General features: G+C 74.2%; 19 protein-coding genes and 1 pseudogene. 10 read left to right on the top strand and 10 right to left on the bottom strand.

Annotated features, from left to right (window positions below; genetic code table 11):
* Nucleotides 1-22: 22 nt before the first annotated feature.
* Entirely contained in the window at nucleotides 23-799 is a 777-nt protein-coding gene (locus tag J5Y05_RS09400) for a response regulator (protein WP_210870255.1), read from the bottom strand.
* 519 nt (nucleotides 800-1318) lie between these two features.
* On the opposite strand from J5Y05_RS09400, the gene J5Y05_RS09395 reads away from it, so the two are divergent.
* The 3 genes from J5Y05_RS09395 to J5Y05_RS09385 are packed head-to-tail and all read left to right on the top strand — an operon-like array spanning nucleotide 1319 to nucleotide 4372.
* Nucleotides 1319-2305 (top strand): Bug family tripartite tricarboxylate transporter substrate binding protein, encoded by a 987-nt coding sequence (locus tag J5Y05_RS09395; protein WP_210871405.1) that lies wholly within the window; start codon nucleotides 1319-1321, stop codon nucleotides 2303-2305.
* On the top strand, nucleotides 2302-2844 hold the full coding sequence (locus tag J5Y05_RS09390; RefSeq protein ID WP_210870253.1) for a tripartite tricarboxylate transporter TctB family protein: 543 nt from the start codon (nucleotides 2302-2304) through the stop codon (nucleotides 2842-2844). The genes J5Y05_RS09395 and J5Y05_RS09390 overlap by 4 nt, the downstream gene beginning before the upstream one ends.
* Before the next feature lies 1 nt (nucleotide 2845).
* Complete coding sequence (locus J5Y05_RS09385; protein ID WP_210870251.1) at nucleotides 2846-4372, top strand: tripartite tricarboxylate transporter permease; 1527 nt, start codon at nucleotides 2846-2848, stop codon at nucleotides 4370-4372.
* A 66-nt stretch (nucleotides 4373-4438) separates the two neighbouring features.
* Here the strand turns inward: J5Y05_RS09385 and J5Y05_RS09380 are convergent, their stop codons facing one another.
* From J5Y05_RS09380 to J5Y05_RS09360, 5 genes and pseudogenes are all read right to left on the bottom strand, one after another.
* Nucleotides 4439-5116 (bottom strand): hypothetical protein, encoded by a 678-nt coding sequence (locus J5Y05_RS09380; protein WP_210870249.1) that lies wholly within the window; start codon nucleotides 5114-5116, stop codon nucleotides 4439-4441.
* Entirely contained in the window at nucleotides 5113-5457 is a 345-nt protein-coding gene (locus J5Y05_RS09375) for a hypothetical protein (protein ID WP_210870247.1), read from the bottom strand. The genes J5Y05_RS09380 and J5Y05_RS09375 overlap by 4 nt, the downstream gene beginning before the upstream one ends.
* A complete protein-coding gene (locus tag J5Y05_RS09370) occupies nucleotides 5454-8927 on the bottom strand; it encodes a CHAT domain-containing protein (protein WP_210870245.1) in 3474 nt (1157 codons plus the stop codon). The genes J5Y05_RS09375 and J5Y05_RS09370 overlap by 4 nt, the downstream gene beginning before the upstream one ends.
* 203 nt (nucleotides 8928-9130) lie before the next feature.
* Nucleotides 9131-9445 (bottom strand): annotated as a pseudogene (locus J5Y05_RS09365) (Imm10 family immunity protein); the annotation flags it as partial.
* Nucleotides 9446-9624: 179 nt separating this feature from the next.
* On the bottom strand, nucleotides 9625-10047 hold the full coding sequence (locus J5Y05_RS09360; protein ID WP_210870243.1) for a YjbQ family protein: 423 nt from the start codon (nucleotides 10045-10047) through the stop codon (nucleotides 9625-9627).
* Nucleotides 10048-10540: 493 nt separating this feature from the next.
* Here J5Y05_RS09360 and J5Y05_RS09355 point away from each other — a divergent pair, with 493 nt between their 5' ends.
* A complete protein-coding gene (locus tag J5Y05_RS09355) occupies nucleotides 10541-11623 on the top strand; it encodes an NAD(P)-binding domain-containing protein (RefSeq protein ID WP_210870240.1) in 1083 nt (360 codons plus the stop codon).
* 96 nt (nucleotides 11624-11719) lie between these two features.
* On the opposite strand, the gene mltG is transcribed toward J5Y05_RS09355, so the two are convergent.
* The gene (gene mltG / locus J5Y05_RS09350; protein ID WP_210870238.1) at nucleotides 11720-12610 is read right to left on the bottom strand and encodes an endolytic transglycosylase MltG; all 891 of its coding nucleotides are present in this window, start codon (nucleotides 12608-12610) and stop codon (nucleotides 11720-11722) included.
* Between the two features lie 42 nt (nucleotides 12611-12652).
* On the bottom strand, nucleotides 12653-14455 hold the full coding sequence (locus tag J5Y05_RS09345) for an ABC transporter ATP-binding protein (protein ID WP_210870236.1): 1803 nt from the start codon (nucleotides 14453-14455) through the stop codon (nucleotides 12653-12655).
* 102 nt (nucleotides 14456-14557) lie between these two features.
* Here J5Y05_RS09345 and J5Y05_RS09340 point away from each other — a divergent pair, with 102 nt between their 5' ends.
* The gene (locus tag J5Y05_RS09340) at nucleotides 14558-15019 is read left to right on the top strand and encodes a MarR family winged helix-turn-helix transcriptional regulator (RefSeq protein ID WP_210870234.1); all 462 of its coding nucleotides are present in this window, start codon (nucleotides 14558-14560) and stop codon (nucleotides 15017-15019) included.
* 170 nt (nucleotides 15020-15189) lie between these two features.
* Here the strand turns inward: J5Y05_RS09340 and J5Y05_RS09335 are convergent, their stop codons facing one another.
* The gene (locus tag J5Y05_RS09335; protein ID WP_210870232.1) at nucleotides 15190-15963 is read right to left on the bottom strand and encodes a L,D-transpeptidase family protein; all 774 of its coding nucleotides are present in this window, start codon (nucleotides 15961-15963) and stop codon (nucleotides 15190-15192) included.
* Between the two features lie 392 nt (nucleotides 15964-16355).
* Between J5Y05_RS09335 and J5Y05_RS09330 the strand changes: the two genes are divergently transcribed.
* From J5Y05_RS09330 to J5Y05_RS09315, 4 genes are all read left to right on the top strand, one after another.
* Nucleotides 16356-18167 (top strand): ABC transporter transmembrane domain-containing protein, encoded by a 1812-nt coding sequence (locus J5Y05_RS09330; RefSeq protein ID WP_210870230.1) that lies wholly within the window; start codon nucleotides 16356-16358, stop codon nucleotides 18165-18167.
* Nucleotides 18164-19945 carry an ABC transporter ATP-binding protein gene (locus J5Y05_RS09325; RefSeq protein ID WP_210870228.1) on the top strand — a complete coding sequence of 594 codons (1782 nt, stop codon included), beginning with the start codon at nucleotides 18164-18166 and terminating at the stop codon, nucleotides 19943-19945. The genes J5Y05_RS09330 and J5Y05_RS09325 overlap by 4 nt, the downstream gene beginning before the upstream one ends.
* A 625-nt stretch (nucleotides 19946-20570) precedes the next feature.
* The gene (locus J5Y05_RS09320) at nucleotides 20571-21041 is read left to right on the top strand and encodes a DUF5709 domain-containing protein (protein ID WP_210870226.1); all 471 of its coding nucleotides are present in this window, start codon (nucleotides 20571-20573) and stop codon (nucleotides 21039-21041) included.
* A 63-nt stretch (nucleotides 21042-21104) separates the two neighbouring features.
* On the top strand, nucleotides 21105-21374 hold the full coding sequence (locus tag J5Y05_RS09315; RefSeq protein ID WP_210870224.1) for a type B 50S ribosomal protein L31: 270 nt from the start codon (nucleotides 21105-21107) through the stop codon (nucleotides 21372-21374).
* A 161-nt stretch (nucleotides 21375-21535) separates the two neighbouring features.
* Here J5Y05_RS09315 and J5Y05_RS09310 read toward each other — a convergent pair whose 3' ends face one another.
* Nucleotides 21536-22330, bottom strand: a complete 795-nt coding sequence (locus J5Y05_RS09310) for a metal-dependent hydrolase (protein ID WP_210871403.1) — start codon at nucleotides 22328-22330, stop codon at nucleotides 21536-21538.
* Nucleotides 22331-22475: 145 nt separating this feature from the next.
* On the opposite strand from J5Y05_RS09310, the gene J5Y05_RS09305 reads away from it, so the two are divergent.
* Nucleotides 22476-24989: a DEAD/DEAH box helicase gene (locus J5Y05_RS09305; RefSeq protein WP_210870222.1), complete on the top strand. Its 2514-nt coding sequence runs from the start codon at nucleotides 22476-22478 to the stop codon at nucleotides 24987-24989.
* Nucleotides 24990-25004: the final 15 nt, after the last annotated feature.

Here is a 25004-nt window from a genome sequence, read left to right as displayed (position 1 = left end):
GTCTGCCCGGAAAGGCCCCTGGTCAGGCACCCGCCTCGTCACCGGGCCGCGGGACGGTGCCGGCCCTGCCCCGGAGGCGGTAACGGCGCTCGGGGCGGCCGGCGGCTCCGTAGCGCAGGGAGACCTCGGCGCTGCCGGTGGTGTGGAAGTGCTCCAGGTAGCGGCGGGCGCTGACCCGGGAGACGCCGGTCAGGGCGGCGCATTCGCTGGCGGACAGGGTGCCGTCGGCCTCCCGCAGGGCGCGTTCGACGAGCCGGGCGGTCTCCACGCTCATCCCCTTGGGCAGCGCGGGGAACACGGCGGGGACGGATGGTCCGGCCAGGACCCGGTCGACGTCGGCCTGGCTGCGCACGACGGTGCCGAGCAGCCGGCCGCGCTGCGCCGCGTAACGCTCCAGGCGGGCCCGCAGTTCCTCGAACTCGAAGGGTTTGAGCAGGTAGTCGACGACCCCGTGGCGGACGGCCCCGCGCACCGCGTCCACCTCGCGGGCCGCGCTGACGACCATCACGTCGCAGTCGTGCCCGGCGGCCCGCAGCCGGGGTATGGCGTCCAGCCCGAAGAGGTCCGGCAGGTACAGGTCGAGGAGGACCAGGTCGGGGCGGAGCGCGTCGACGGCGGCGAGGGCCTGCTCCCCGGTGCCCGCGACGCCGACGACCCGGAAGGGCTCGACGCGTTCGACGAAGGCGCGGTGCACCCGGGCCACCATGAAGTCGTCGTCGACCACGAGCACCCCGATCGGGGCCGGTGGGGCCGTGCCGGTCGTGGCGGTCGCGTCCGTCGTGCCGCCCGTACCCCTCATGGTGCCGCTCCTTCCCTCGCCGCGCCGGCGGCGCCGCCGTCCGTCCCTGTGCCGCGCACGGGCCCCTCCGGGCGTGTCGGGCACGGCGCCCGCACGGCCCGCGGGTCCGTGGCGGCCGTCCAGCGCCGACACGCCCGGCCGGGCGTGTCCCCCGCCGTCCGACGGCACGCCCCGGCGTGTCGCACGGGACGGCGCCGGCCCTCGTGCCTTCCCGGCACGGCGACGGCGTGTCGCGGGAGCGGTCTCCCGCCCGTGGGCGTCCGCCGGCAGCGGCGGGCGGCCACGGTGAACTCGTCCGGCTGACGGGGACGGTGGGGTGTGCCGGGTCATCATGGCGCCCACCTGCGGCGAAGGAAAGAGACGTGCGCGCGTCCGGTGCCGCGGCGACCGCAATGACCACAAACTCCCTTGGTTCCGCAACGAAGACACCTCCCGGCCACCCGTGCACCATGTGGCGCACGTCACCCGCCCCGGCGGGACTCCCCTACCGACCGACCCAACCGACAGGTGGTGGCTTTCGTGCGCCTGCGCACCCCCCTCGCCCTGCTCGGGGCCGCCGTGCTCGTCCTCGCGGGACCTCCGCTGCTCTCCGCGGGCAGCGACGAGGACACCGGCACGCGGATACCCGGGCTGCGCCTCATGGTCCCCAACACGCCCGGCGGCGGCTACGACATCACCGCCCGCACCGCGGCGAAAGACGCCAAGGAGGCCGGACTCACCCACGGCATCGAGGTGTTCAACCTGCCCGGCGCCGGCGGCACGGTCGGTCTGAGCCGGCTGGTGAGCGAACACGGCAACGGCAGGCTGGCCATGTCCATGGGGCTGGGCGTGGTGGGCGCCGCCCGGTCCAACCACGCCCCGAAGACCCTCGCCGACACCACGCCGATCGCCCGCCTCACCGAGGAACAGGACGTCGTCGTGGTCGCCAGGAACTCCCCGTACCGCACGATCGACGAGCTGGTCGGCGCCTGGAAGGAGGCACCGGGCAAGGTCCCGGTGGGCGGCGGTTCCTCGCCGGGCGGGCCCGACCACCTGGCGCCGATGCTGATGGCGCGGGCCGCCGGCATCACCCCCGGCTCCGTGAACTACATCCCCTTCGACGGCGGCGGCGAGCTGCTCGCCTCCATCCTCGGCAACAAGGTCGGCTTCGGCGTGTCGGGCGTGGGCGAGTACCTGGACCAGATCAGGGCGGGCGAGTTGCGGGTGCTCGCGGTGACCGGCCCCGAGCGGGTGCCCGACCTCGCCGACGTGCCGACGCTCCGGGAGTCCGGCTACGACGTCGACTTCACCAACTGGCGCGGACTGGTCGCCCCGCCCGGCCTCTCCGACGCCGAGCGCGGCAAGCTCATCCGCTTCGCCGAGGAGCTGCACGACTCCCCCGAGTGGCGTCGCTCCATGGAACGCAACGGCTGGGACGACGCCTTCCTCCCCGGCGAGGAGTTCGGCGCCTTCCTCAAGGCCGAGGACCGGCGTGTCGTATCGGTGCTGAAGGAGCTGGGACTGTGACCGCCCCTACCCCCGACCCCGCCGGGCCGCCCGCGGCCGGGACGACCCGCTCGTGGCTGCGCGACCACTCCGAACTGGGCGTCTGCGTCCTGCTGCTGGCCCTCGGCGTGCTCGTCCTGACCGACGCGCTCACCATGGACGTCGACCTCTCCCAGCGCGGACCGGTCGGCCCGAAGACGGTGCCCGTGGTCGTCGGTTCCGGCCTGCTGGTGATCGCCGCGCTGCTCGCCGTCGACGTGTTGCGCGGCGGCCGGGGCCAGGCGGAGGGCGGCGAGGACGTCGACCTGTCCGAACCGGCCGACTGGCGCACGGTCCTGCTGCTCGCCGGCGTCTTCCTCGGCGCGGCCGTGCTCATCGAACCGGCCGGTTTCCCCGTCGCGGGAGCCCTGCTGTTCTGGGGCGCCGCCTACGCCCTCGGCAGCCGGCGCACCGACCGTGATCCGCTGATCGCCGCGGTGCTGTCCCTGGGCACGTACGCCGCCTTCGACAAGCTGCTCGGGGTGCCGCTGCCCGGCGGCCCGCTGATGGGAGTGGTGTGAGATGAACGCCCTCGACTCGCTCCTCAACGGCTTCGGAACGGCCCTCACCCCCGTCAACGTCCTGTGGGCGGCCGTCGGCGTGCTGCTCGGCACGGCCATCGGCGTCCTTCCCGGCATCGGCCCGGCGATGGCGGTCGCCCTGCTCCTGCCGGTGACGTACGGGCTGGACCCGGTCGCCGCGTTCATCATGTTCGCCGGCATCTACTACGGCGCGATGTTCGGCGGTTCGACCACCTCCATCCTGCTCAACACGCCCGGCGAGAGCGCCGCCGTGGTCGCCGCCATGGAAGGCCATCCCATGGCCAAGGCCGGGCGGGGCGCGCAGGCTCTCGCGGCGGCGGCCATCGGCCACTTCACGGGCGGCATGGTCGGCACCATCCTGCTGGTGGCGCTGGCGCCGACGGTCGCGCACCTGGCGGTGGACATCGGGGCGCCGGACTACTTCGCCATCATGGTGCTGGCGTTCATCGCGGTCACCTCCGTGCTGGGCTCCTCCCGGATCAGAGGGCTCGCCTCGCTGCTGATCGGGCTGACCATCGGCCTGGTGGGGCTGGACCAGATGACCGGCCAGCAGCGGCTGACCTTCGGCGCGCTGCAACTCGCCGACGGCGTCGACGTGGTGATCGTGGCCGTCGGTCTCTTCGCCATCGGCGAGGCGCTGTGGGTCGCGGCCCACCTGCGGCGCCGGCCGGCCGATCCGATCCCGGTGGGCCGCCCCTGGCTGGGGCGCGGCGATGTGCGCCGGACCTGGAAGCCGTGGCTGCGCGGGCCCTTCATCGGCTTCCCGTTCGGCGCGATCCCGGCCGGCGGCGCGGAGATCCCCACCTTCCTGTCGTACGTCACCGAGAAGCGTCTGTCCCGGCACAAGGACGAGTGGGGCAAGGGCGCCATCGAGGGCGTGGCGGGACCGGAGTCGGCGGCCTCGGCCTCGGCGGCGGGCACCCTGGTGTCGATGCTGACGCTGGGGCTGCCGACGACGGCGGTCGCGGCGGTGATGCTGGCCGCCTTCCAGCAGTACGGCATCCAGCCCGGCCCCCTGCTGTTCGACCGGGAACCCGAGCTGGTCTGGGGCCTGATCGCGTCCCTGTTCGTCGGCATGGTGCTGCTGCTCGCGCTGAATCTGCCGCTGGCCCCGGTGTGGGCGAAGCTGCTGCGCATCCCGCGGCCGTACCTGTACGCCGGGATCATGTTCTTCGCCGCGATCGGGGCGTACGCGGTCGGCGGCGAGCCGATCGATCTGGTGATCCTGCTCGTCATCGGCCTGATCGGCTTCGGGATGCGCCGCTACGGGCTGCCGGTCCTGCCGGCGGTCATCGGTGTCGTTCTCGGCCCGAACGCGGAGCAGCAGATGCGGCGCGCGCTCCAGATCAGCGACGGCGCTGTCACGGGCCTGGTGAACACGCCGTTCGCGGTGACCGTGTACGCGGTGATCGCCCTGATGCTGGCGGCGCCGGGGCTGCGGCGACTGGCCGGTGCGGTACGGGGCCGGCGGCGGGAGTCCCGGCGGGAGGGCGGCGCGGATGCCTGACGGGGGCGCGGGTGTCGCGCGGGCGGCCCGCGTGCGGGTGGGCGGCCCCGCGTTCACCCGCCTCCGTCAGTCCGCGCCGCCCGGTGGGGCCGGGCAGGAGGCGACCGGGGTGACGGAGTCGGCGCGGGCGAGGGGGACGGTGGTCCGCACCCCGTCCACCTTGAGGACGACGGACCCCCGGGCGGTCGACACCACCTCTCCGCACAGGGTCGTGCCGCCCTGCCGGACCAGCAGGCCGGGCGGGTCCTTCGGCGGCGCGTACCAGGTCACCCCGACCGCGGCCACCAGCAGCGCCGTGCACAGGCAGGTCAGGGCGATGCCGTCGCGCAGGGACCGCGCGCTGGACAGCGCCTCGTCGTGTTCCTCCACGGAGAGGGGCCGTCCGGCGCCCGTGTCGGCGGCCCGGCCGGCGTAGGGGCGGCCGTGCGCGGCGCGGAGCAGGCCGAGCGCGCCGACCGCCCCGGCGGCGAGGGCCCCGAGCAGCAGGAGGCCCGCGGTGACGCCCCAGGCCGACGCGATCTGCCCCACGTCCGCGCGCCCTTTGACGAGGCTGAATCCGATCAGTCCGGCGAGGATGGCGCCGAGTCCGTTGCGCCAGGCCAGGGCCACCTCGCGGACCCGGCCGAGTTCACGGGCGAGTGCCCGCTGCACGGACTGGGCCTGCCGCACCTGGGCGGGGGTGGGCGCGGGGCCCGGCAGCAGCCGGCCGGCGCCGCCGGGCCGGACCGTGCCGCCGGTGCTCATCCGCCCGCCCCGTCCAGCACGGTGACGCTCCAGTAGGCGCCGCAGCCCGGCGCGTCCTCGGGGCCGCCCTCGTAGCGCACGTCCTCGACGGTGCAGTACATGACGACCGCCCGGCCCCGCGCGGTGTCCGGCTCCGGCGGCGCGGGGGCCGCCGGGCCGGGGTCCTCGCCCCGGAACAGGCGGCCGACCACCGGGAACTCCATGGGACGTCCGCAGCGCGGGCACGGCCCGGAGAGCACCAGCGCGGACCCGAAGTCCTCCAGGACGAAGGTCTCGGCGGCCAGCCTGCCGTACTCGGGGTCGGTGCCGCGCCGGTAGGCGAGCGGTTCGGAGGTGGTCATGGCAGGTCTCCGTTTCGGTCGGCGGACGGGTCCGGTGGCAGCGGCCCCGGTACGGCGTCGGCTCCGGCGCGACCGGTGTAGGTGAACGCGCCCCAGTCGCCGAGCGCCTCGTAGGGCCGCCGGGGTCCGGGCGGCGGGGTGCGTTCCGGCGCGGCGGACGCGGTGAGCGGGCCGCGCAGGGTGCGCAGGCGGCGGGCGAGCTGGGCGGGCGGCAGGTCGCGGAGCCCCGTCTGCGCGGCCCTGAGCGCCTCCGCGGGATCGGTGCCGTCCGCCCACCGGTCCACGAAGTCGGTCATCATCAGGCAGGCGGCCAGGTCGTCCACCGGCCAGGCGGCGGAGACGACTCCCCGCGCGCCGGCGCCGATCAGCGTGCCGGGGAGTCCCACGACCTCGTCGGGCAGTTCGTGTCCGGCCACCGACGTGGCGCACGCGGAGAGGAGCACCAGGTCGAGATCGGCGCGCACGTCCAGCAGGTCCCGTACGGTCAGCCGGGCGCCGCCGCCGAGGACGAGGGCGGAGGCGAGGGGGTCGGCGGGGTCCGTCTCCGCGTGACACGCGAAGTGGGCGACGCCGCCGCCCGCGAGCCACTCCAGCACGCGTCCGGGCGTGGCGTCCTCGTCCACGAGGACCAGCGACTGAGCGAACCGGCGGGACGCCCCGCGCACCTCCCGTTCCGCGCAGGTGAGGTCGCGCAGGCCCGTGCCCCGGCCGACGGCCACCCCCAGGTAACGTCCCGACCGCGCGGGGCCGTCCGGGGCCAGCACGTTGAGCGCGGGGGCGAACGCCACGGCGTGTCCGTCGAGCAGGAAGCCGTCCGGGGGCGGGGCGTCGGTACGGGCCACCTGCCAGGGGAGGTGCACCAGTTCACCGACCGGGACCAGCGTGACCGGCGTTCCGGCCGGGGGCAGCACCCCGGCCAGGACGTCGCGCCACGCCCACCGGGCGAACCGGCCGAGGTGCTCCTCGTCGGCCCACTCGGTGTCACGCCACCCGGCGACCGTGTCCTCGTCGAGCCCGTCGAGCGCCGTCGCCCGCACGCTGCCGCCCTCGACGGTGAACGCCACACCGCCCCCGGGACCCGGTACGAGGTACAGCACCGTCCCCGCCGCCGGGAGGGCGCCTGTGGCGGAGTCAGGTCCCGTGGAGACGGGGGTGTCGCCGCGCAGTTGTTCCGCCAGCAGCAGCGCCCGGGTGCGTTCGAGCCGGACCACGGCACCGCGCGGGTCACCGGAACGCCACGCGGCCAGGGCAGTGGCGGCGGGCAGACCGCGCGAGGTGCGCAGCCAGCTCTCCTTGGCCGCCCGCGGGCCCTGCTCGTCCACGAGATGCCGTACGGCCCGTTCCGCCAGGTCGAGCGTGGCCACGGCCTCGGTGAACCGCCCGAGCCGCGCCTGCCACCGCCCCCACTCCATGGCGCCCTCCGCCGCGGCGGCCGGGTACCGCTGCCGGGCGGCCTCGTAGCCCGCGCGGTAGTGCGTGTCGGCCCTCCGCAGGTCGTGCGGCGCACCGCCCACGGCGTGTCGCACCCGGGCGAGTCCGGCCAGCGCGAAGAGGCAGGACACGCGGGCGCGGGACTCCGGGCCCGCCTGCCCGCGCGCTCGCTCCGCGTGGCGCGCGGCGTCGTCGAGCACCGCGACCGAGCCGTCGCGCTCGCCGCGCGCGCCCAGCGACAGGGCCAGCCCGAGGTGGGCCTCGGTGGAGTGTCCGGCGCCCGGTGGCAGCAGGTCCAGGGCCTCTCGGTGTGCCGTGACGGCCCGGTCCAGGTCTCCGGGATCGTCGGTCGCCTCGTAGCGTGCCTGGTGGGCGTGGCCGAGGTTGGTCAGGACGGCGGCGCGTTCCGTGTCGTCCGCCGGGAGACCGGCCGCCGTGGTCAGCCGGGCCACGGCCTCGTCCAGGTCGCCGGGCCGCCCGCGCCGGTCGTACCGCTGGTGGAGTGCCACGCCCAGGCCGTTGAGCGTGCGGACGCGGTGCGGGGAGCGGGGCGGGCGCGTGTCCGCCGACTCGCGCCACAGGCCGACCGCCTGGTCGAGGTCACTCATCCGGCCACGGGCGAGGAAGCGTTCGTAGAGTCCGCCGGCGAGGTTCGCCGTGGTGCGCGGCCGGTCCGGGAGCCCGCCCGGTTCGTCGAGGGCGCGGGTGAGCTGGGAGACGGCGAGGTCCAGGGCGGCCGGGTCCGAGGTGAGGGCCGCGAGGCGGACGAGGGCGCTGCCCCAGGCGTCCCGGAAGGAGGCGACGAGTTGTCCGCCGCCGGGTGGGAGGTACGGGGCCGCCGCCTCCATCGCCCGGCAGGCTTCCCGGAGTTCGGCGGCGCCGTCGGCCACGCCGCCCGTCTCCTGGCGGGCGACCCTGGCCTCGGCACCGGCGGCCACCGCGGTGAGCGACAGCGCGGACCCGGGTGGCAGCGCGGCGGTGGCCTCCTGGGTGAGGCGGACGGCCCGGTCGAGGAGCGCCGGTCCGTCGGGAACGCCGGGCGCGGTCTCGCGCAGCACGACGGCGAGGTCGACGGCCGCGCCCGCCCTCGCCGCGGAGGCGGGCGGCAGTTCGGCCACCGCGCGCTCCAGCGCCGTACGGGCCCCGGTGAGGTCGGCGCGGTCGCCGAGCATCCGGTACCGCTCGAAGTGGGCCAGGCCCAGGTTCACCGCACGGGCGGCCGGGTTCTCCATGGGGGCGGCCGGCATCCCCGGGTCGAGCAGGCGGATCACCTCGTCGAGGTCGTCGGCCGACTTCGTCCACAGGGCACGGACGAACAGGGTGCGGGCGAGCGCCTTCTCGGGCCCCGCGCGGAACTCGGGCAGGTCCCCGGCGAGGCCGAGGGCGTCCTCCGCGCGGCCGAGGGAGCGGGTCAGCAGCTCGTGGTCGTGGGCGCGTTCGGCCTGTTCCCGGAGGCATTCGGCGAGGACTTCGAGGGCGAAGACCCAGGTGTGCAACTCGTCGGGGTCTGCATCCTCCGGCGCGGCGGGCGGCTCCCCGGCCACGGTCAGCTCGGCCTCCAGCAGGTCGCGTGCCGCGCGCAGGTCCGTGGCGTCCCCGTCGGCGGCGTACCGGTCCAGCAGGCACCGGCCGAGGTTGCCGGCGGTCATCAGCCGGGGCCAGAAACCCGGTTCGGCCCCGTCCAGCACCTCGCCCAGCCTGTCCAGCGACTGCCGGGCGTCGTCCGGGTCGCCTCGTTCGAGGAACCGCGAGTGCAGGGCCGCGCCGAGCCGGAACAGCGCGTCGAGCCGGTCGGGGTGCCCGGCCGGTTCCGCGTCCAACTCGGTCACGGCGGCGGCGTAGTGGTGGACGGAACTGTCGAGGTCGCCGAGGCGTGCGCAGACGGCGCCCACCATCGCGTACCAGAGCTGGCGTTCCTCGGTTCCGAGCCCGTCGGGCGGCCCGGCCGCCGCCCGGTCCCGCACCGGCCCGAGGACCCGCTCGGTCAGCTCCGCCGGCGGAATCCGCAGCTCCGTCAACTCCTCAAGCGACAGGCCCATGTGACTCCCCCCAGGCCCACTCCCCCGGCCCGACCGGCGAGCCGTCCGGGGCGTCATTTTAGACGGAGCCTCCCGTCCGGGTCCGGTCGTTCGGCCCCCTTGGTGCGGGCCCCGCCCGCCGTCCGCCGCGGCATCGCGCGGCCGGACCGGGGACCGGGCACGGCGCCGCGCGCTCCGTGGCCGTGCGGCACGGGGACGCGGGGCTACAGCCCGACGAGGCGAGGCCGCGCGCTCTCCCGGCCGTGGGCGAACACCCTGGCGAGCACGTCGCGCAGCCGCCCGATGTCCTCGTCCGGTACGTCGAGTACCGCCTCGACCTCGGCGTCCTCCAGTCCCAGGGCCTCCAGCGCGGCGGGGTCCAGCCGCACGGTGAGCAGCCTGCCCGACAGCACGACCTCCCGCACACATCCGTAGGCCGTGCCCTGATCCTGGGTGACCAGGCAGTGGGTGTCCTGGCCGAGCGACACGTCCTGGCCGCACGGCTCGCCGGCACCGCTCATGAACAGCAGCATGAAGCCGTCACCGGACCGGTCCTAGGCGACACCGGCCTGCATCAGGTCGTCGTCCTCATCGGCCTCGGCCGCGACCACACGAGCGGTGAACCTGTATGTCATACCGGGGTTCTAGCAGGCGCCTCGGACAGGTCGGCCGGGAGCATGCGGGCCGATCGGGCTCGTCCGCGCTCTCCCCCGCCGGTTCAGCCGAGGAAGCTGAGACGGACCCGGCGCTCGGGGTTGTCCTTGTTGGTGTCCACCAGGCACACCGACTGCCAGGTGCCCAGTTCCAGCCGTCCGCCCACCACGGGCAGCGTCGCGTGCGGCGGGACGAAGGCGGGCAGGACGTGGTCGCGCCCGTGGCCGGGGCTGCCGTGCCGGTGCTGCCAGCGGTCGTCGGCCGGAAGCAGGGTGTGCAGGGCGGCCAGCAGGTCGTCGTCGCTTCCCGCGCCGGTCTCGATGATCGCGATCCCGGCCGTGGCGTGCGGGACGAAGACGTTGAGGAGACCGTCGCGGCCGGCCGCCACCTCGCGGAGGAAGGACTCGCACGCGCGGGTGAGGTCGGCGACCCGCTCCGCGGACCCGGTGGCGAGGTTCAGGACTCGGGTGGTGAAGGCATCGGACATGCCCCCATCCTGACGCACGTCACGGACCGGGGGCGGTGCGCGGACCCGGTGGGGCGGCGGCGCGGCTCGCCCGCCCGGCGTGTCGGCGTGGCGACACGCGGGCGGGTGTCCGTATGGCGAGAGGACGGCGTGTCGGGCGGGGTTCTGTCGGCGTGTCGCGGGTCGGTCCGCTGCTCCGTCGGTGTGTCGCGCTCCGGCGTGTCGGCCGTGTGCCGGACCTCCGGCGCGGCGCGTGTGTCGCGGCATGCCCGTGCCGGTCGTACGGCGGGGCCCCGGCGTGGCGGGGCGTGCCCGCGGCGTGCGCGCAGCCGCACGAGGGCCGGCGTCTCGGCGCGTCGCCGTCCTGCCCCGACCCGCGAGGTGCCGCACTCCGGCCGGCGGAGGACCCGGCCCGCCGACGGCGCGACGCGCACGCACCGCGCGGGGCCCGTACCCCCGCACCGCACACCACGGGGCCGGGAAGATCGGAGCGCCCCGCGCCGTTGATCCGGACATGGACATCCCGCGCGAAGTCGAGGTCGTCGTCATCGGCGCCGGTCAGGCCGGACTGTCGGCCGCCTTCCACCTGCGGCGCGGCGGTTACGAGCCGGAGCGCGACTTCGTGGTGCTCGACGGTTCCCCCGCCCCCGGCGGCGCCTGGCAGTTCCGCTGGCCGTCACTGACGTACGGCAAGGTGCACGGCATGCACGCCCTGCCGGGCATGGAGCTGACGGGGGCGGACCCGCAGCGGCCGTCCTCGGAGGTCGTCGCCGGCTACTTCGCCGACTACGAGCGGGCCTTCGGACTACGGGTGCGCCGCCCCGTGCGCGTCCGCTCGGTGCGCGAGGGCGACGGCGGGCGGCTGCGCGTGGAGACCTCGGCCGGGAGCTGGTCGGCACGGGCTCTGATCAACGCGACCGGCACCTGGGACCGGCCCTTCTGGCCGCGCTACCCGGGCCAGGAGACCTTCCGCGGACGCCAGCTCCACACGGCTCGGTACGCCGGTCCGAAGGAGTTCGCCGGAGAGCGGGTGATCGTGGTGGGCGGGGGAGCCTCGGGCACCCAGCACCTCCTGGAGATCGCCCCGTACGCCGCGGCCACCACGTGGGTGACCCGGCGTCCGCCCGTCTTCCGTGAGGGTCCCTTCGACGAGGAGGCGGGCCGGGCCGCCGTGGCGCTCGTGGAGGAACGCGTACGGCGGGGGCTGCCGCCCAGGAGCGTGGTGTCCGTGACCGGGCTGCCCCTGAACGACGCGATCCGGGCCGGCCTCGACTCCGGTGTGCTGGACCGGCTGCCCATGTTCGACCGGATCACGCCCGACGGGGTGCGGTGGGACGACGGGCGCGAGCAGCCCGCCGACGTGATCCTGTGGGCGACCGGGTTCCGGCCCGTGATCGGCCACCTGGCTCCGCTGGGGCTGCGCGAGGCGGGCGGTGGAATCCGGGTCGAGGGCACCCGGGCGGTCGCCGATCCCCGCGTCCACCTGGTCGGCTACGGCCCGTCCGCCAGCACCATCGGCGCCAACCGGGCGGGCCGCGCGGCCGTCCGGGACATCAGACGGCTGCTGGCCGAGGAGGGGGAACCGGCCGCCGCGTAAGGCCACGGCCGCCCCCGCCGGAGCAACCCGGAGGCGGGGTCGCCCGGTCGCCCGCCCCGTGGCCGGCCACCGTCCGCCCGCGCACTGCTCCGCGCCCTAAGGCGAGGCGCTCTGCCTGCGGTTGAACTCGGCCACGTTGCGCTGGTGCTCGGCGTAGTCGGCGGTGAAGCGGGTGTCGCCCGGCGCGACCGTGACGAAGTACAGCCACTTCCCCGGCGTCGGGTTGACGGCGGCGTGCATGGCCTCGTCACCGGGGTTGTTGATGGGCGTCGGCGGCAGGCCCATGCGCTGGTAGGTGTTGTACGGGCTGTCGGTCTTCGTGTCCTCGACGGTGGTCGTGAGGGTGGAGCGGTTCAGCGCGTAGTTGATGGTCGAGTCCATCTGCAACGGCATGCCGCGCTCCAGCCGGTTGAAGACCACCCGGGCGACCTTGCCCATGTCCTCCTTGGTGGCGGCCTCGGCCTGGACGAGGCTGGCGATGGTGACGGCCTGGTAGACGTTGATCGCGTTGTGCTGGGCGCCCGCGGCGACGGGGGCGCCGCGGAACCGCTTGTCGGCCGTCTCCGCCATGGTGGTGAGCAGCTTCTCCGGGGTGGTCTCCCCGTCGAGGGGGTAGGTCGCCGGGAAGAGGTACCCCTCGGGGTTGCCCTCCGCGTCAGGGGGGAGCCTGAGGTCGGCTTCGGCGACCGATTTCCCGGTGGTGCCGGCGGGCAGGCCGAGTGCCTCGTCGACGGCGGCGTAGACCTGGCTCGCGCGCCGGCCCTCCGGGATGACCAGTGAGGCGGGGCGGGAGTCGGCGTCACCGCCCGACGGCATCAGCGGCAGCGCCACGGCGGTGCCGGTCACGATCGCTCCGGCCGTGGTGAGGGCGACACGGCCCCGGCGGGTCAGCCGGACCGTCCTCCTGACCCCGCCGCGGGCGCCGTTCCCGGTCCTCGTGGTGTGCCGGGCGCCCTTCGCGCCCCGTCGCGGAGTGTTCGTGTGCATGCGGGCACGGTAACCCTCCTCACCCGGCGAACCCGGCAATGATCATCCTGTCGGCACCAGCCGGGCGTCGCGGCGCACCAGGGCGGCATAGCGGCCGTCGCGCTGCATCAGTTCCTCGTGGGTTCCCTGCTCGGCCACGTGCCCGGCGTCGAGGACCACGATCCGGTCGGCGCCGCGGACGGTGGAGAGGCGGTGGGCGATGGTGACGGTGGTGCGGTTGGCGGAGAGGGCGTCGATGGCCTCCTGCACGGCGGCCTCGGTCCGGTTGTCCAGGGCGCTGGTCGCCTCGTCGAGGACGAGGACGGGCGGGTCGCGCAGGATGGTGCGGGCGATGGCCAGGCGCTGCTTCTCCCCGCCGGAGAAGCGGTGGCCGCGTTCGCCGACGACCGTGTCGTAGCCGTCGGGGAGGGCGGCGATGTGGTCGTGGATCTGGGCCGCCCTGGCCGCCTCGACCAGTTCGTCGTCGGTGGCGTCCGGCTTGGCGAAGCGCAGGTTCTCGGCGACGGAGGCGTGGAAGAGGTACGTCTCCTGCGAGACGACGCCCACCGCGCGGGCGAGGGTGTCGAAGTCGAGGTCGCGCACGTCGACCCCGTCGAGGGTGACCCTGCCGCCGGTCACGTCGTACAGGCGCGGCACGAGGTGGCCGAAGGTGGACTTGCCGGCGCCGGTCGGCCCGACGACGGCGAGGCTGCCGCCGGCGGGGACGGTGAGGTCGATGCCGTCGAGGACGGGCGCGTCCGTGCCCTCGTAGCGGAACTCGACGTTCTCGAACCGCAGCTCGCCCTTGACCTGGTCCAGGTGGACGGGGTCGGCGCGCTCGGTGATGTCCACCGGCAGGTCGAGGTACTCGAAGATGCGCTGGAACAGTGCCAGCGATGCCTGGATCTGCACGCCGGTCGACAGCAGGCTCACCGCCGGGCGGAACAGGCCCTGCTGGAGCGAGACGAAGGCGACGATCGTGCCGAGGGAGGCGCCGGGGCCGCCGAGTTGGAGCGTGAGGCCCGCCGTCCAGTAGATGACGGCCGGCATGGCGGCCATCACGATCGTGATGACGGACATGCGCCAGCGGCCCGCCATGTTCGACCTCACCTCCAGGTCGACCAGCCGCTCGGACTCGTCGGAGAAGGCGCGGGTCAGCGAGTCGGACCGGCCCATGGTGCGGCCGAGCAGGATGCCGCTGACGGAGAGCGACTCGGTGACGGTGGCGGCCATGGCGGCCATCTGCTTCTGGCGCCGGGTGGTGATCTTCCGGCGTTCGGTGCCGACCCGGCGGCTGATCCACACGAAGACCGGCAGCAGCAGGAGGGAGACCGCGGTCAGCCGCCAGTCCAGGGCGATCATGGCGATGATCGTGGCGACCACGCTGGTCAGGTTGGAGACCAGGGAGGTGGCCGTGGAGGTGACGGTGGCCTGCATGCCGCCGATGTCGTTGGCGATGCGGGACTGCACCTCGCCCGTGCGGGTGCGGGTGAAGAAGGCGAGGGACATGCGCTGGAGCCGTCCGTAGACGGCGGTGCGCAGATCGTGCATGACGCGCTGGCCGACGGTGGTGGAGATCAGCGTCTGGAGCACGCCGAAGACGCTGGTCAGGACGGCGCCGAGGATCATGCCGAGGGCGAGCAGGCTCAGCAGGCCGGTACGGCCCTCGGGGAGGGCGACGTCGAGGATCTCCCGCAGCAGGAAGGGCGTGGCGACGGAGACCAGCGAGGCGGCGCCGACGAGCAGGCCGACGACGGCCAGCCGGCCGCGGTAGGGGCGGAAGAGTCTCAGGATGCGGCGCACCTGCCGGGACTGCTCCTTCTCGTCGGCAGGTGCGCTCAGCGGGTGTTGGCTGTGGGTGCGCATGGGCTCCTACGGGGGTCGGCGGGACGGGCCTCGACGGCCTTACGGATCACCGGTCATTGTTACCTATGCTCACAATGAATGCCATCCTGATATTGTTCCCGCATGACCGCCCCCGACCCCGACGGCCTGCTCGCCGAGCAGTTGCTTCGGCTCACCCGCCGGGTGCACCGCATCCAGAAGCGCCACCTCGAACGGGGCGGCCTCGGCATCACTCCCGCCCAGTCCCGGCTGCTGCGCACCCTGGCGCACTACGGCTCGCCGCCTCGCATGTCCGACCTGGCGGAGCGCCTGGAGGTCGTGCCGCGGGCGGTGACGACGCTGGTCGACGGCTTGGAGGCGGCCGGGATGGTGCGCCGCGCGCAGGACCCCGCCAACCGCCGGGTGATACGGATCGAGCTGACCGACGAGGGGCGCGGCGCCCTGCGCGAACTGCGCGGCGCGCGCCGGCTGGCGGCGGAGGAGATCCTCGCCCCGCTGACGGACGCGCAGCGCGCGCAACTCGGCGGGCTCCTCGACACGCTGATCGACGGCCCGGCCCCGGGGCGGGACACCGGCGTGTCGTAGCGGACGGGTGCCGTGTCTCCTGGCGGGGCGGTGATCCCTCAGCCCCAGGCGTCTCGTCTCGTATGCGCGGCGGCGGTCCGTCACGACGGCCGGCCCGTCCGGTCGTCACAACGGACGGCCCGCCCGGTCCGCCCGGTCCGCCGGGTCCGTCATGGCCGACGGTCGCCCGCTCAGGCCGCCAGGTGTGCCTTGTCCCCCATCACGACCACCGGATGGCGGCCGGGGTCCAGGGTGCGCAGCAGGTACTCCATCGCCGGCTTGGGCAGGCTGACGCAGGCGGAGGTGCCGCTGCCGTGGTCCATGTGGAGCCAGATGCCGCCGCCCTTGGACGCGCCCTCGGGGCGGGTCGGGTCGTTCGGGGAGGTGCCCTTCACCCGGTTGTAGTCGACGGCGATGACGTAGTCGAAGTCGTGCCAGTACGCCTTGTCCCACCAGCGGGGCGCGGCGAAGGACGCCGACCGCGTATAGGGCAGCCCGCCGCCCGGTGCCGGGTCCGGGAGCACGCCGCCCGCGTCGGTGAGGGTGAACACGCCGACGGGGCTGCGCTTGTCGTTCTCCCTGTGGTCGGTCGTCCAGCCCTTCTTGCCGTTGTGCGCGGCCCAGGAGCGCTCCCGGTGCCAGGCCGGCCCCTGCTTCGTGTACAGCACGACGGTGGAGTCGGCGGAGTCCTCGCCCTCCCCGTACACCGCGACGACCTGCCGGGAGCCGGCGGGGATACGCGCCTGGTAGCGGTCGCCGACGCCGGGGACGCGGGTCGGGTCGGCCGTGTCGGCACCGCGGTCACCGGCGCCCCCGGCCGGGCGTGTCGCTCCGGCGTCCTCGCCGTGCCCGGCCGGTCCGCCGCAGGCGGTCAGCCCGGCCGCTCCGGTCAGCAACAGACCCAGGGCCGCCGCCGCGACCGCCGTACGCCGTGCACCACCCTTGCCACCGCCACCACTTCGCATCTCCCCATGGTCCCACTCCGCGCGCCGAAACCCCGGCCGCCTTCCGCTGTCCTGCGGCTGATCTCCCGCCGGCTTCGTCAACCGGGCGTCCACCGGCCGGAGTCCCGCCGTACGGGGGAATGCCGGGAGCCTCTTCCCCTCACCGTCCCCGGGCCGGCAGGCGGCCGGTTCCGTACCGTGCGCGGGGCGGCCCACGGCCGAAGTCCCGCCGTACGACCGGTGACGGGGCCGCGGGCTTCCCGCCATGCCCGGCGTCGGCGGCGAAGCCGGATTCGTACCGTGCGCGGGATAATCGCTTGATTCCGGGCGCGCGCCGAGGAGAACCTTTTGCGGTTTGCACGCTGTTGATGCCGCGTCGCGCGGCACCCCCTGAACCGAGCCGCTGGGACCTCATGCAGATCCAAGACCTTCCGTATCCCGACCCGGGCGTGCCCGACGCGCGCTCGGGCCCCCGATTGCTGTGGTGGCTCTTCCGCAACCAACTGGGCGGCCAGCTCAAGGCCCTCTCCTGGGGGCTTCTGCACTTCGCCTCCGTCTCCGCCCTGCCGTTCTGCGTGGGCGTCGCCATCCAGGCGGTCGTCGACCGCTCCGGCTCCCGGCTCGCGCTCGCGGGCGGCCTGATGGTGCTGTGCTGCGCGGGCAACGCGCTCGGCGACACCTTCCTGCACCGCGCCGCCATCACCAACTGGATCACCGCCGCGAGCCGCGTCCAGCAACTCCTCGCCCGCAAGGCCGCGCTGCTCGGCTCGGCGCTGACCCGCCGCGTCGCGGCAGGTGAGGTCGTCGCCGTCTCCACGGGCGACGTCGAGAAGATCGGCTGGTTCGTGGAGGCCGTCTCCCGCTTCACCGCCGCGGCCCTGACCATCGCGTTGGTCTGCGGGGGACTCGTCGTCTACGAACCCGCGCTCGGCATCGTCGTCGCCCTCGGCCTGCCGGCGCTGGCCCTGGCCGTGCTGCCCCTGCTCCCCCGCGCGACCCAGCGGGCCGACGTCCAGCGCGAGAAGGCCGGCCGGGCCACCGAACTCGCCTCGGACACCGTGGCCGGACTGCGCGTACTGCGCGGCATCGGCGGCGAGGAACTCTTCCTCGACCGCTACCGCGCCGCCTCCCAGGAGGTCCGCCACGCCGCCGTGCGCAGCGCCCGCATGTGGTCGCTGATCTCCGCGATCCAGGTCCTGCTCCCCGGTCTGCTCCTGATCGCGGTGGTCTGGTACGGGGTGCACCTGGCCCAGGACGGCCGCATCGGCGTCGGCGCGCTCGTCACCGTCTACAGCTCCGTCATGATCCTCACCTACCCGCTGCGGCACTTCGAGGAGATCGCCATGGCGTACTCCTTCTCCCGGCCCTCCGCCCAGCGCACCGCTCGGGTGCTCTCCCTGGAACGGGCCACGGACACCGGCGGGTCACGCCCCGCCGAGGTGCCCTCCGGCGACCTGTGCGATCCGGCCACCGGTCTGCTCGCACCGGCCGGGATGCTCACCGCCGTGGTGTGCGGCGACCCCGACGCGGCCGGACGGCTGGCCGAACGGCTCGGCGGACACCCCTCCGAACAGAGCCCGTCGGTCCTGCTGGGCGGGGTGCCGCTCGACGAGTTGCCGCTCGACTGCGCGCGCACGGCCGTACTGGTCCAGGACAAGGACCCGGTCCTGCTCTCCGGCACCCTGCGCGATCTGCTCGACGTGCCGTCGTCCGGCACCGTCGGCACGGACGCGGCGCTGTCCGCGGCCCGGTGCGACGACGTGCTGGCGGCGCTCGTGCAGGGTTCGGTCGGCGCCGAGGACCCGCTCGACGCCCGCCTCACCGAACGGGGCCGTTCCCTGTCGGGCGGCCAGCGCCAGCGGCTCGCCCTGGCCCGGTCCCTCGTCACGGACCCGGATGTGCTGGTGCTGGACGAGCCGACCTCCGCGGTGGACTCGCACACGGAGGCCCGGATCGCACAGGGCCTGCGCGACCTCCGCGCGAAGCGCACCACCGTCGTGTTCACCTCCTCCCCGCTGCTGCTGGACCGCGCCGACCGCGTCGTCTTCCTGCACGAGGGCACCGCCGCCGCGGCCGGCACCCACCGCGACCTGCTCGCCTCCGAGCCCCGCTACCGGGCCGTGGTCACCCGCGAGACCGAGGACGAGGACGCCCCCGCCCGGCGTACCGTCCTCGCGGCGGACGACGTCCCGCACCGACTGGAAGAGATCGAGGAGACGGCATGATCGGCGTGGCGCCACCGTCGTACGACCCGGCGGCCCCCACCACGGCGAGCACCCTGCCCGTCGGCGCCCCCGCGACCGTCCGCGCCTACGCGGGCGAGCTGGTGCGCAGGCACCGCCGTGCCTTCACCGTCCTCGTCGTCGTGAACACGATCGCCGTGCTCGCCTCGATGGCGGGCCCCTACCTCCTCGGCGGCCTGGTGGAACGGGTCTCGGCCGGCGCGAGCGACCTCCGTCTGGAGGTCACGGTCACCCTGTTCGTGATCGCGCTGCTGATCCAGGCCGCCTTCAACCGCGAGGTGCGCCTGCGCGGGGCCGTACTCGGCGAACGGATGCTCGCCGACCTCCGCGAGGACTTCCTCGTACGCTCGGTCGGCCTGCCGCCCGGTGTGCTGGAACGCGCCGGCACGGGCGACCTGCTCTCCCGCATCACCACGGACGTCGACCGGCTGGCCAACGCCATGCGCGAGGCGGTGCCCCAGCTCGCCATCGGCGCGGTGTGGGTGGTGCTGCTCCTCGGCGGACTCGTCGTCACCACGCCGCCCCTGGCCCCGGCGGTACTGCTGGCCGTGCCGCTGCTGGTGATCGGCTGCCGCTGGTACTTCCGCCGGGCGCCCTCCGCCTACCGCTCGGAGGCGGCCGGATACGCCGCCGTGGCCGCGGCCCTCGCCGAGACCGTGGACGCGGGGCGCACCGTCGAGGCCCACCGGCTCGCCGGCCGCCGCGTCGCCCTGTCCGAGCAAAGAATCAAAGAATGGACCGCCTGGGAGCGCTACACCCTCTGGCTGCGGTCGGTGCTCTTCCCGGTCGTCAACGTCACCCACGTGACCGTGCTCGCCTCCGTGCTGCTCATCGGCGGTGTCTTCGTCCTCCAGGGGTGGATCGGCGTCGGCCAGTTGACGACGGCGGCGCTGATCGCGCAGATGCTCGTCGACCCGGTCGGCATCATCCTGCGCTGGTACGACGAACTCCAGGTGGCCCAGGTCTCCCTGGCGCGGCTGGTGGGCGTCCGGGACATCGAGCCGGAGGCCGGTGACTCCGCCCTGAAGCCGGACGGACGCCACGTCCACGCCGACCGGGTGCACTTCGGCTACCTGGAGGGCGTCGACGTCCTGCGCAAGGTGTCCCTGGAGGTCGCCCCCGGCACGAGGATGGCGCTCGTCGGCCCCTCCGGCGCCGGCAAGTCCACCCTGGGCCGGCTGCTCGCCGGGATCTACGGGCCGCGGGCGGGCCACATCACCCTGGGCGGCGCCGAACTCTCCCGGATGCCCGCGGAACGCGTCCGCTCGCACGTCGCCCTCGTCAACCAGGAACACCACGTCTTCGTGGGCTCCCTGCGCGACAACCTCCGTCTGGCCCGCTCCGACGCCGCCGACACCGAACTGTGGGCGGCCCTGGGAGCGGTCGACGCGGACACCTGGGCCCGCGCTCTCGACGACGGCCTGGACACCGAGGTCGGCTCGGGCGGCTTCGCCCTCACCCCGGCGCAGGCCCAGCAGATCGCCCTGGCCCGCCTGGTGCTGGCCGACCCGCACACCCTCGTGCTGGACGAGGCGACCTCCCTGCTCGACCCGCGTGCCGCGCGCCACCTCGAACGGTCCCTGGCCCGCGTCCTCGACGGCCGCACGGTCGTCGCCATCGCCCACCGCCTGCACACCGCCCACGACGCGGACGTCATCGCCGTCGTCGAGGACGGCCGCATCACGGAACTGGGCAGCCACGCCGACTTGGTCGCCGCCGACGGTGCCTACGCGGCCCTGTGGCGCTCCTGGCACGGCTGAGCGGGGCCGGGGGGCGGGGGCTGGGGCTGGGGCTGGGGCCAGGGGGGGGAGCCGGAGCCGACGTGGCCAGCGTGCCGGGGCTGGACGGGACCGGGCGTGCCAGGGCTGGACGTGCCGGGGCCGGGCGTGCCGGGGCTGGACGGGGTGAGCGCAGTCCCCGGCCCGGGTGCCCGCTGCCTCGGCCGCTTGACGCCGGACAGGGAGCGGGGGCGGCTCTGCGGGGGCGACGGGCCGGCACCCCCGACCGGGAGACCGGCGGGAGGGTCCCGCCGGTGCACTGGCCCTGGCCTCCGCCCCTCCTCCGCATCCCGGAGGTCGCCGCCCGCCCGCCCGGCGTCTCCCCACCAGGGGCGGGCGATGGGGACGCCGGCCGGACGTGACCTCCCGGCCGTCCCACGGGTCCGGCAGGCACTCGGCCCCAGGTCACCGAGGGTGCCGGGGTCCCGTCGTCGTCCATTGCCGTTGCGCGGTCCCGAACGGCAGTGGAAGGGTGGGAGGAGGCACCGGCTCCGGGGTGACCCGGAGACACGCGGTCCGGCGACGGCGACGCCTGTGCGCCCCGCGGCGGCCCGAATGCCGCGGTCCACGGCGTGCGGGTGCCCGTCCCCACCCCCTGGAGGTACCCGTGAACAGCGTCGATGGATGGGGAGACGACGTCTACCAGCCCGACGGCTCCGAGCAGCGGGAGGACACCGGACTGCTCGACGCGGAGGACACCCTGGAACACGACGGTGTGGACGATCCGCTGGACCGGGGCTGGTCCCCGCCCGAGCGGCCCTGGGCGGTGGAGCACACCGGCGTGACCGCCGAGGAAGGCCACCGGGGCGAGACGCTGGACCAGCGGCTCGCCGACGAGCAGCCCGAGGTGCCCCCGCCCGATGGCGACGACCTGGGCGACTGCTCCACAACCGACGGGGAACTGCTGGACGACGAGGTCGGCGCGGACCGCTCCGGCCGACTGGTGGCGCCGGATGAGGGGACCCGGGAGGACGAGGAGCCCTCGCTGGTCGCCCAGGACATCGGTATCGACGGCGCGGCGGCCTCCGCCGAGGAAGCCGCGGTGCACGTCGTCGACGAGGACTCCCTGCCCCGCTGACGCGGCCCGGACCGGCCCGGCCGTGCCGTCGGGCCGATGATCCGTGCCGTTCAAGGAGCTGCCATGCAGAAGGACAAGCACCCCGACTACCACGCCGTCGTCTTCCGGGACCGTGCCGCCGGGTACGCCTTCCTCACCCGGTCCACCGCGACCAGCGAGCAGACCATCGCCTGGGACGACGGTGAGACCTACCCGGTGGTGGACGTGGAGATCTCCTCGGAGAGCCACCCCTTCTACACGGGCAAGGCGAGGACGGTGGACTCCGAGGGACGCGTCGCCCGCTTCGAACGGCGCTACGGCGGCGAGGGCAAGGGCGCCGAGACCCAGAGCTGACCGGCCGGGGTGCCACCCCGGGGTGGAGTCGTGGCCGAGCCGGCGCACTGCCTGCCCCGCGTCCGGGGGCACGGCGCCCGGGAAGCGCCCGCCCGGGGCCGGGCCGGCCCACCCGGTCGTCGAGGTCGCCCACCCCCGGCGGCCCGGCGCCCGTGAACCGCTCAGATGAAGTTGAGCGCCGCCGCGCAGCCGACCCCGCCGAGCACCATGAACGCCGGCATGAGCACCTTCAGCTCCACCCAGCTCCCGGCCCGGAACCGCATGGCCTTCGGCGGGCCGATCGGATACCAGCGCTTGCGGCCCACCGGTATCGGCCACAGGATCGGGCAGCCGGAGACGGTCAGCGCGTCCCCGATGTCGTGCACCAGCGCTCCCAGCACGATCGGCAGGCCGAGCCACAGGTATTCCTGGCCCGGGGCGGTGAAGAGCCAGTCCGATCCGCCGGCCGGCTGATCGAGGATGCCGGCGAGTATCCAGGAGCTGGTCGCGGCCAGGAGCCAGACCAGCACGTCGCTGCTGGAGCCCCGGGTGGCCCGCCACAGCAGTCCCTCGATCGCGAGCACCATGTGCACGAAGAGGATGCCCAGCACCGCCCAGCGGCCCCCGGTGATGGCGACGACCGAGGTGCCCCCGCCGATCAGGACCGCCCACAGCCAGGTGTGCGTCAGGGTGCGGTGCCCGCCGGAGCGGCGCGGGTCGCCCGGCTTCCGGGTGGCCTTGTAGACGGAGTAGGAGAGTTTGTCGACGATCTCGCACAGCCGTTGGGAGACGGGCCCGAAGGCCCGCGAGATGGTCGCGGCCTTGTGGTCGAGATCCGGGGCGAGCGCGGCTCCCGCGCAGATCAGAGCGCCGGAGAGCAGTACCGGCCAGGGCATCGGCTGACCCGCGGCGGCGGTCGCCGCGCCGACGCCGAGCCAGGCGGCGGCTCCCGACAGTGAGTGTGCTGGTCCCATCATCGCCGCTGCCCGCCCCATTCCTCGTGTGCCGCTGTCCAGTTGTCCGGTACCGCCGATGTCCGGCCGACGGTCCAGGGTAGCGTTCATGATCTTCGTACGGGCATCCGATTCCCCCCGAGGGGCTCGCGGCAGGCAAGATGGGAACGTGACCCTCATCGATCGTCTGCCGCCGACCGCCGACCCCGACGCCCTGTACGAAGCCTTCGAATCCTGGTCCCAGGAACGCGGTCTCACGCTCTACGCCCACCAGGAGGAGGCGCTGATCGAGGTGGTCTCCGGCGCGAACGTGATCGTGTCGACGCCCACCGGGTCCGGAAAGAGCATGATCGCCGCCGGCGCCCACTTCGCCGCGCTCGCCCGTGACGAGGTCACCTTCTACACCGCCCCGATCAAGGCGCTGGTGTCGGAGAAGTTCTTCGAACTGTGCAAGATCTTCGGCACCGAGAACGTCGGCATGCTCACCGGCGACGCCTCCGTGAACGCGGACGCCCCCGTGATCTGCTGCACCGCCGAGGTACTGGCGTCGATCGCGCTGCGCGACGGCAGGAACGCCGACGTCGGCCAGGTCGTGATGGACGAGTTCCACTTCTACGCCGAGCCGGACCGCGGCTGGGCCTGGCAGATCCCCCTGCTGGAACTGCCGCAGGCGCAGTTCGTGCTGATGTCGGCCACCCTCGGCGACGTGTCGTTCTTCGAGAAGGACCTCACCCGCCGCACGGGCCGGCCCACGGCGGTGGTCCGCTCGGCCACCCGCCCGGTGCCCCTCTCCTACGAGTACCGGTACACCCCGCTCACCGAGACCCTCACCGATCTGCTGGAGGCCCGGCAGGCCCCCGTCTACATCGTGCACTTCACCCAGGCCCAGGCCGTGGAGCGGGCGCAGGCGCTGATGAGCATCAACATGTGCTCGCGGGAGGAGAAGGACCGCATCGCCGAGCTGATCGGCAACTTCCGCTTCACCACCAAGTTCGGCCGCAACCTCTCCCGCTACGTCCGGCACGGCATCGGCGTGCACCACGCCGGCATGCTGCCCAAGTACCGGCGGCTGGTGGAGAAACTCGCCCAGGCCGGCCTGCTGAAGGTGATCTGCGGCACCGACACCCTCGGGGTGGGCGTCAACGTGCCCATCCGTACGGTGCTGTTCACGGCGCTGACCAAGTACGACGGCAGCCGCGTCCGCACGCTGCGGGCCCGCGAGTTCCACCAGATCGCCGGCCGGGCCGGACGCGCCGGGTTCGACACGGAGGGCTTCGTCGTCGCCCAGGCGCCCGAGCACGTCATCGAGAACGAGAAGGCACTCGCCAAGGCCGGCGACGACCCGAAGAAGCGTCGGAAGGTCGTCCGCAAGAAGGCGCCGGAGGGCTTCGTCGCCTGGTCGGAGACCACCTTCGAGAAGCTCATCGCCTCCGAGCCGGAACCGCTGACGTCCCGTTTCCGGGTGACGCACACGATGCTGCTGTCGGTGATCGCCCGCCCCGGCAACGCCTTCGACGCCATGCGGCACCTGCTGGAGGACAACCACGAGCCCCGCAGGCAGCAACTGCGGCACATCCGGCGGGCCATCGCCATCTACCGCTCTTTGCTGGACGGCGGGATCGTCGAGAAGCTGGACTCCCCCGACTCCGAGGGCCGCATCGTGCGCCTGACGGTGGACCTGCAACAGGACTTCGCGCTGAACCAGCCGCTGTCCACGTTCGCGCTCGCCGCCTTCGAACTGCTCGACCCGGAATCGCCCTCCTACGCGCTGGACATGGTGTCCGTCGTGGAATCCACGCTGGACGACCCGCGGCAGATCCTCGCCGCCCAGCAGAACAAGGCGCGCGGCGAGGCCGTGGCCGCGATGAAAGCGGACGGCGTCGAGTACGAGGAGCGCATGGAGCGCCTCCAGGACGTCACGTACTCGAAGCCGCTGGAGGAGCTGCTCTTCCACGCGTACGACACCTACCGCCGGAGCCACCCGTGGGTCGGCGACCACCCGCTGTCGCCGAAGTCGGTCATCCGTGACATGTACGAGCGGGCGCTGACCTTCACGGAGCTGGTCTCGCACTACGAGCTTGCCCGCACCGAGGGCATCGTGCTGCGCTACCTCGCCAGCGCCTACAAGGCCCTCGACCACACCGTCCCGGACGACCTGAAGTCCGAGGACCTCCAGGATCTGATCGAGTGGCTGGGCGAGATGGTCCGCCAGGTCGACTCCAGCCTCCTGGACGAGTGGGAGCAGCTCGCCAACCCGGAGGAGATGACCGCCGAGGAGGCCCAGGAGAAGGCCGACCAGGTGCGACCGGTCACCACCAACGCGCGCGCCTTCCGCGTCCTGGTCCGCAACGCCCTGTTCCGGCGCGTGGAGCTGGCCGCCCTCGACCAGGTCGCCGAACTCGGGGAGATGGACGCCGAGGCCGGCTGGGACGCGGACGCCTGGGGCGAGGCCATGGACGGGTACTGGGACGAGTACGACGACCTCGGCACCGGACCCGACGCCCGCGGGCCGAAGCTGCTGGTGATCGAGGAGGAACCGCGGAACAGCCTGTGGCGGGTCCGGCAGATCTTCGACGACCCCAACGGCGACCACGACTGGGGCATCAGCGCGGAGGTCGACCTCACGGCCTCCGACGCCGAGAGCCGGGCGGTCCTCCGTGTCACCCATGTCGGCCAGCTCTGAACGCGGGAGAACCTC

It is taken from the genome of Streptomyces tagetis, from assembly GCF_018069565.1.
Classification (GTDB): Bacteria; Actinomycetota; Actinomycetes; order Streptomycetales; family Streptomycetaceae; genus Streptomyces; species Streptomyces tagetis.
Note: the sequence above shows the minus strand (reverse complement) of the source record. Positions and strands in the feature narration are given on the sequence as shown.

Excerpts from the sequence above, each read along its gene's own strand:
- J5Y05_RS09400 (WP_210870255.1), bottom strand. The coding sequence starts at position 799 with ATGAGGGGTACGGGCGGCACGACGGACGCGACCGCCACGACCGGCACG.
- J5Y05_RS09385 (WP_210870251.1), top strand. The coding sequence starts at position 2,846 with ATGAACGCCCTCGACTCGCTCCTCAACGGCTTCGGAACGGCCCTCACC.
- J5Y05_RS09380 (WP_210870249.1), bottom strand. The coding sequence starts at position 5,116 with ATGAGCACCGGCGGCACGGTCCGGCCCGGCGGCGCCGGCCGGCTGCTG.
- J5Y05_RS09375 (WP_210870247.1), bottom strand. The coding sequence starts at position 5,457 with ATGACCACCTCCGAACCGCTCGCCTACCGGCGCGGCACCGACCCCGAG.
- J5Y05_RS09370 (WP_210870245.1), bottom strand. The coding sequence starts at position 8,927 with ATGGGCCTGTCGCTTGAGGAGTTGACGGAGCTGCGGATTCCGCCGGCG.
- J5Y05_RS09360 (WP_210870243.1), bottom strand. The coding sequence starts at position 10,047 with ATGTCCGATGCCTTCACCACCCGAGTCCTGAACCTCGCCACCGGGTCC.
- J5Y05_RS09355 (WP_210870240.1), top strand. The coding sequence starts at position 10,541 with ATGGACATCCCGCGCGAAGTCGAGGTCGTCGTCATCGGCGCCGGTCAG.
- mltG (WP_210870238.1), bottom strand. The coding sequence starts at position 12,610 with ATGCACACGAACACTCCGCGACGGGGCGCGAAGGGCGCCCGGCACACC.
- J5Y05_RS09345 (WP_210870236.1), bottom strand. The coding sequence starts at position 14,455 with ATGCGCACCCACAGCCAACACCCGCTGAGCGCACCTGCCGACGAGAAG.
- J5Y05_RS09340 (WP_210870234.1), top strand. The coding sequence starts at position 14,558 with ATGACCGCCCCCGACCCCGACGGCCTGCTCGCCGAGCAGTTGCTTCGG.
- J5Y05_RS09335 (WP_210870232.1), bottom strand. The coding sequence starts at position 15,963 with ATGCGAAGTGGTGGCGGTGGCAAGGGTGGTGCACGGCGTACGGCGGTC.
- J5Y05_RS09330 (WP_210870230.1), top strand. The coding sequence starts at position 16,356 with ATGCAGATCCAAGACCTTCCGTATCCCGACCCGGGCGTGCCCGACGCG.
- J5Y05_RS09325 (WP_210870228.1), top strand. The coding sequence starts at position 18,164 with ATGATCGGCGTGGCGCCACCGTCGTACGACCCGGCGGCCCCCACCACG.
- J5Y05_RS09315 (WP_210870224.1), top strand. The coding sequence starts at position 21,105 with ATGCAGAAGGACAAGCACCCCGACTACCACGCCGTCGTCTTCCGGGAC.
- J5Y05_RS09310 (WP_210871403.1), bottom strand. The coding sequence starts at position 22,330 with ATGATGGGACCAGCACACTCACTGTCGGGAGCCGCCGCCTGGCTCGGC.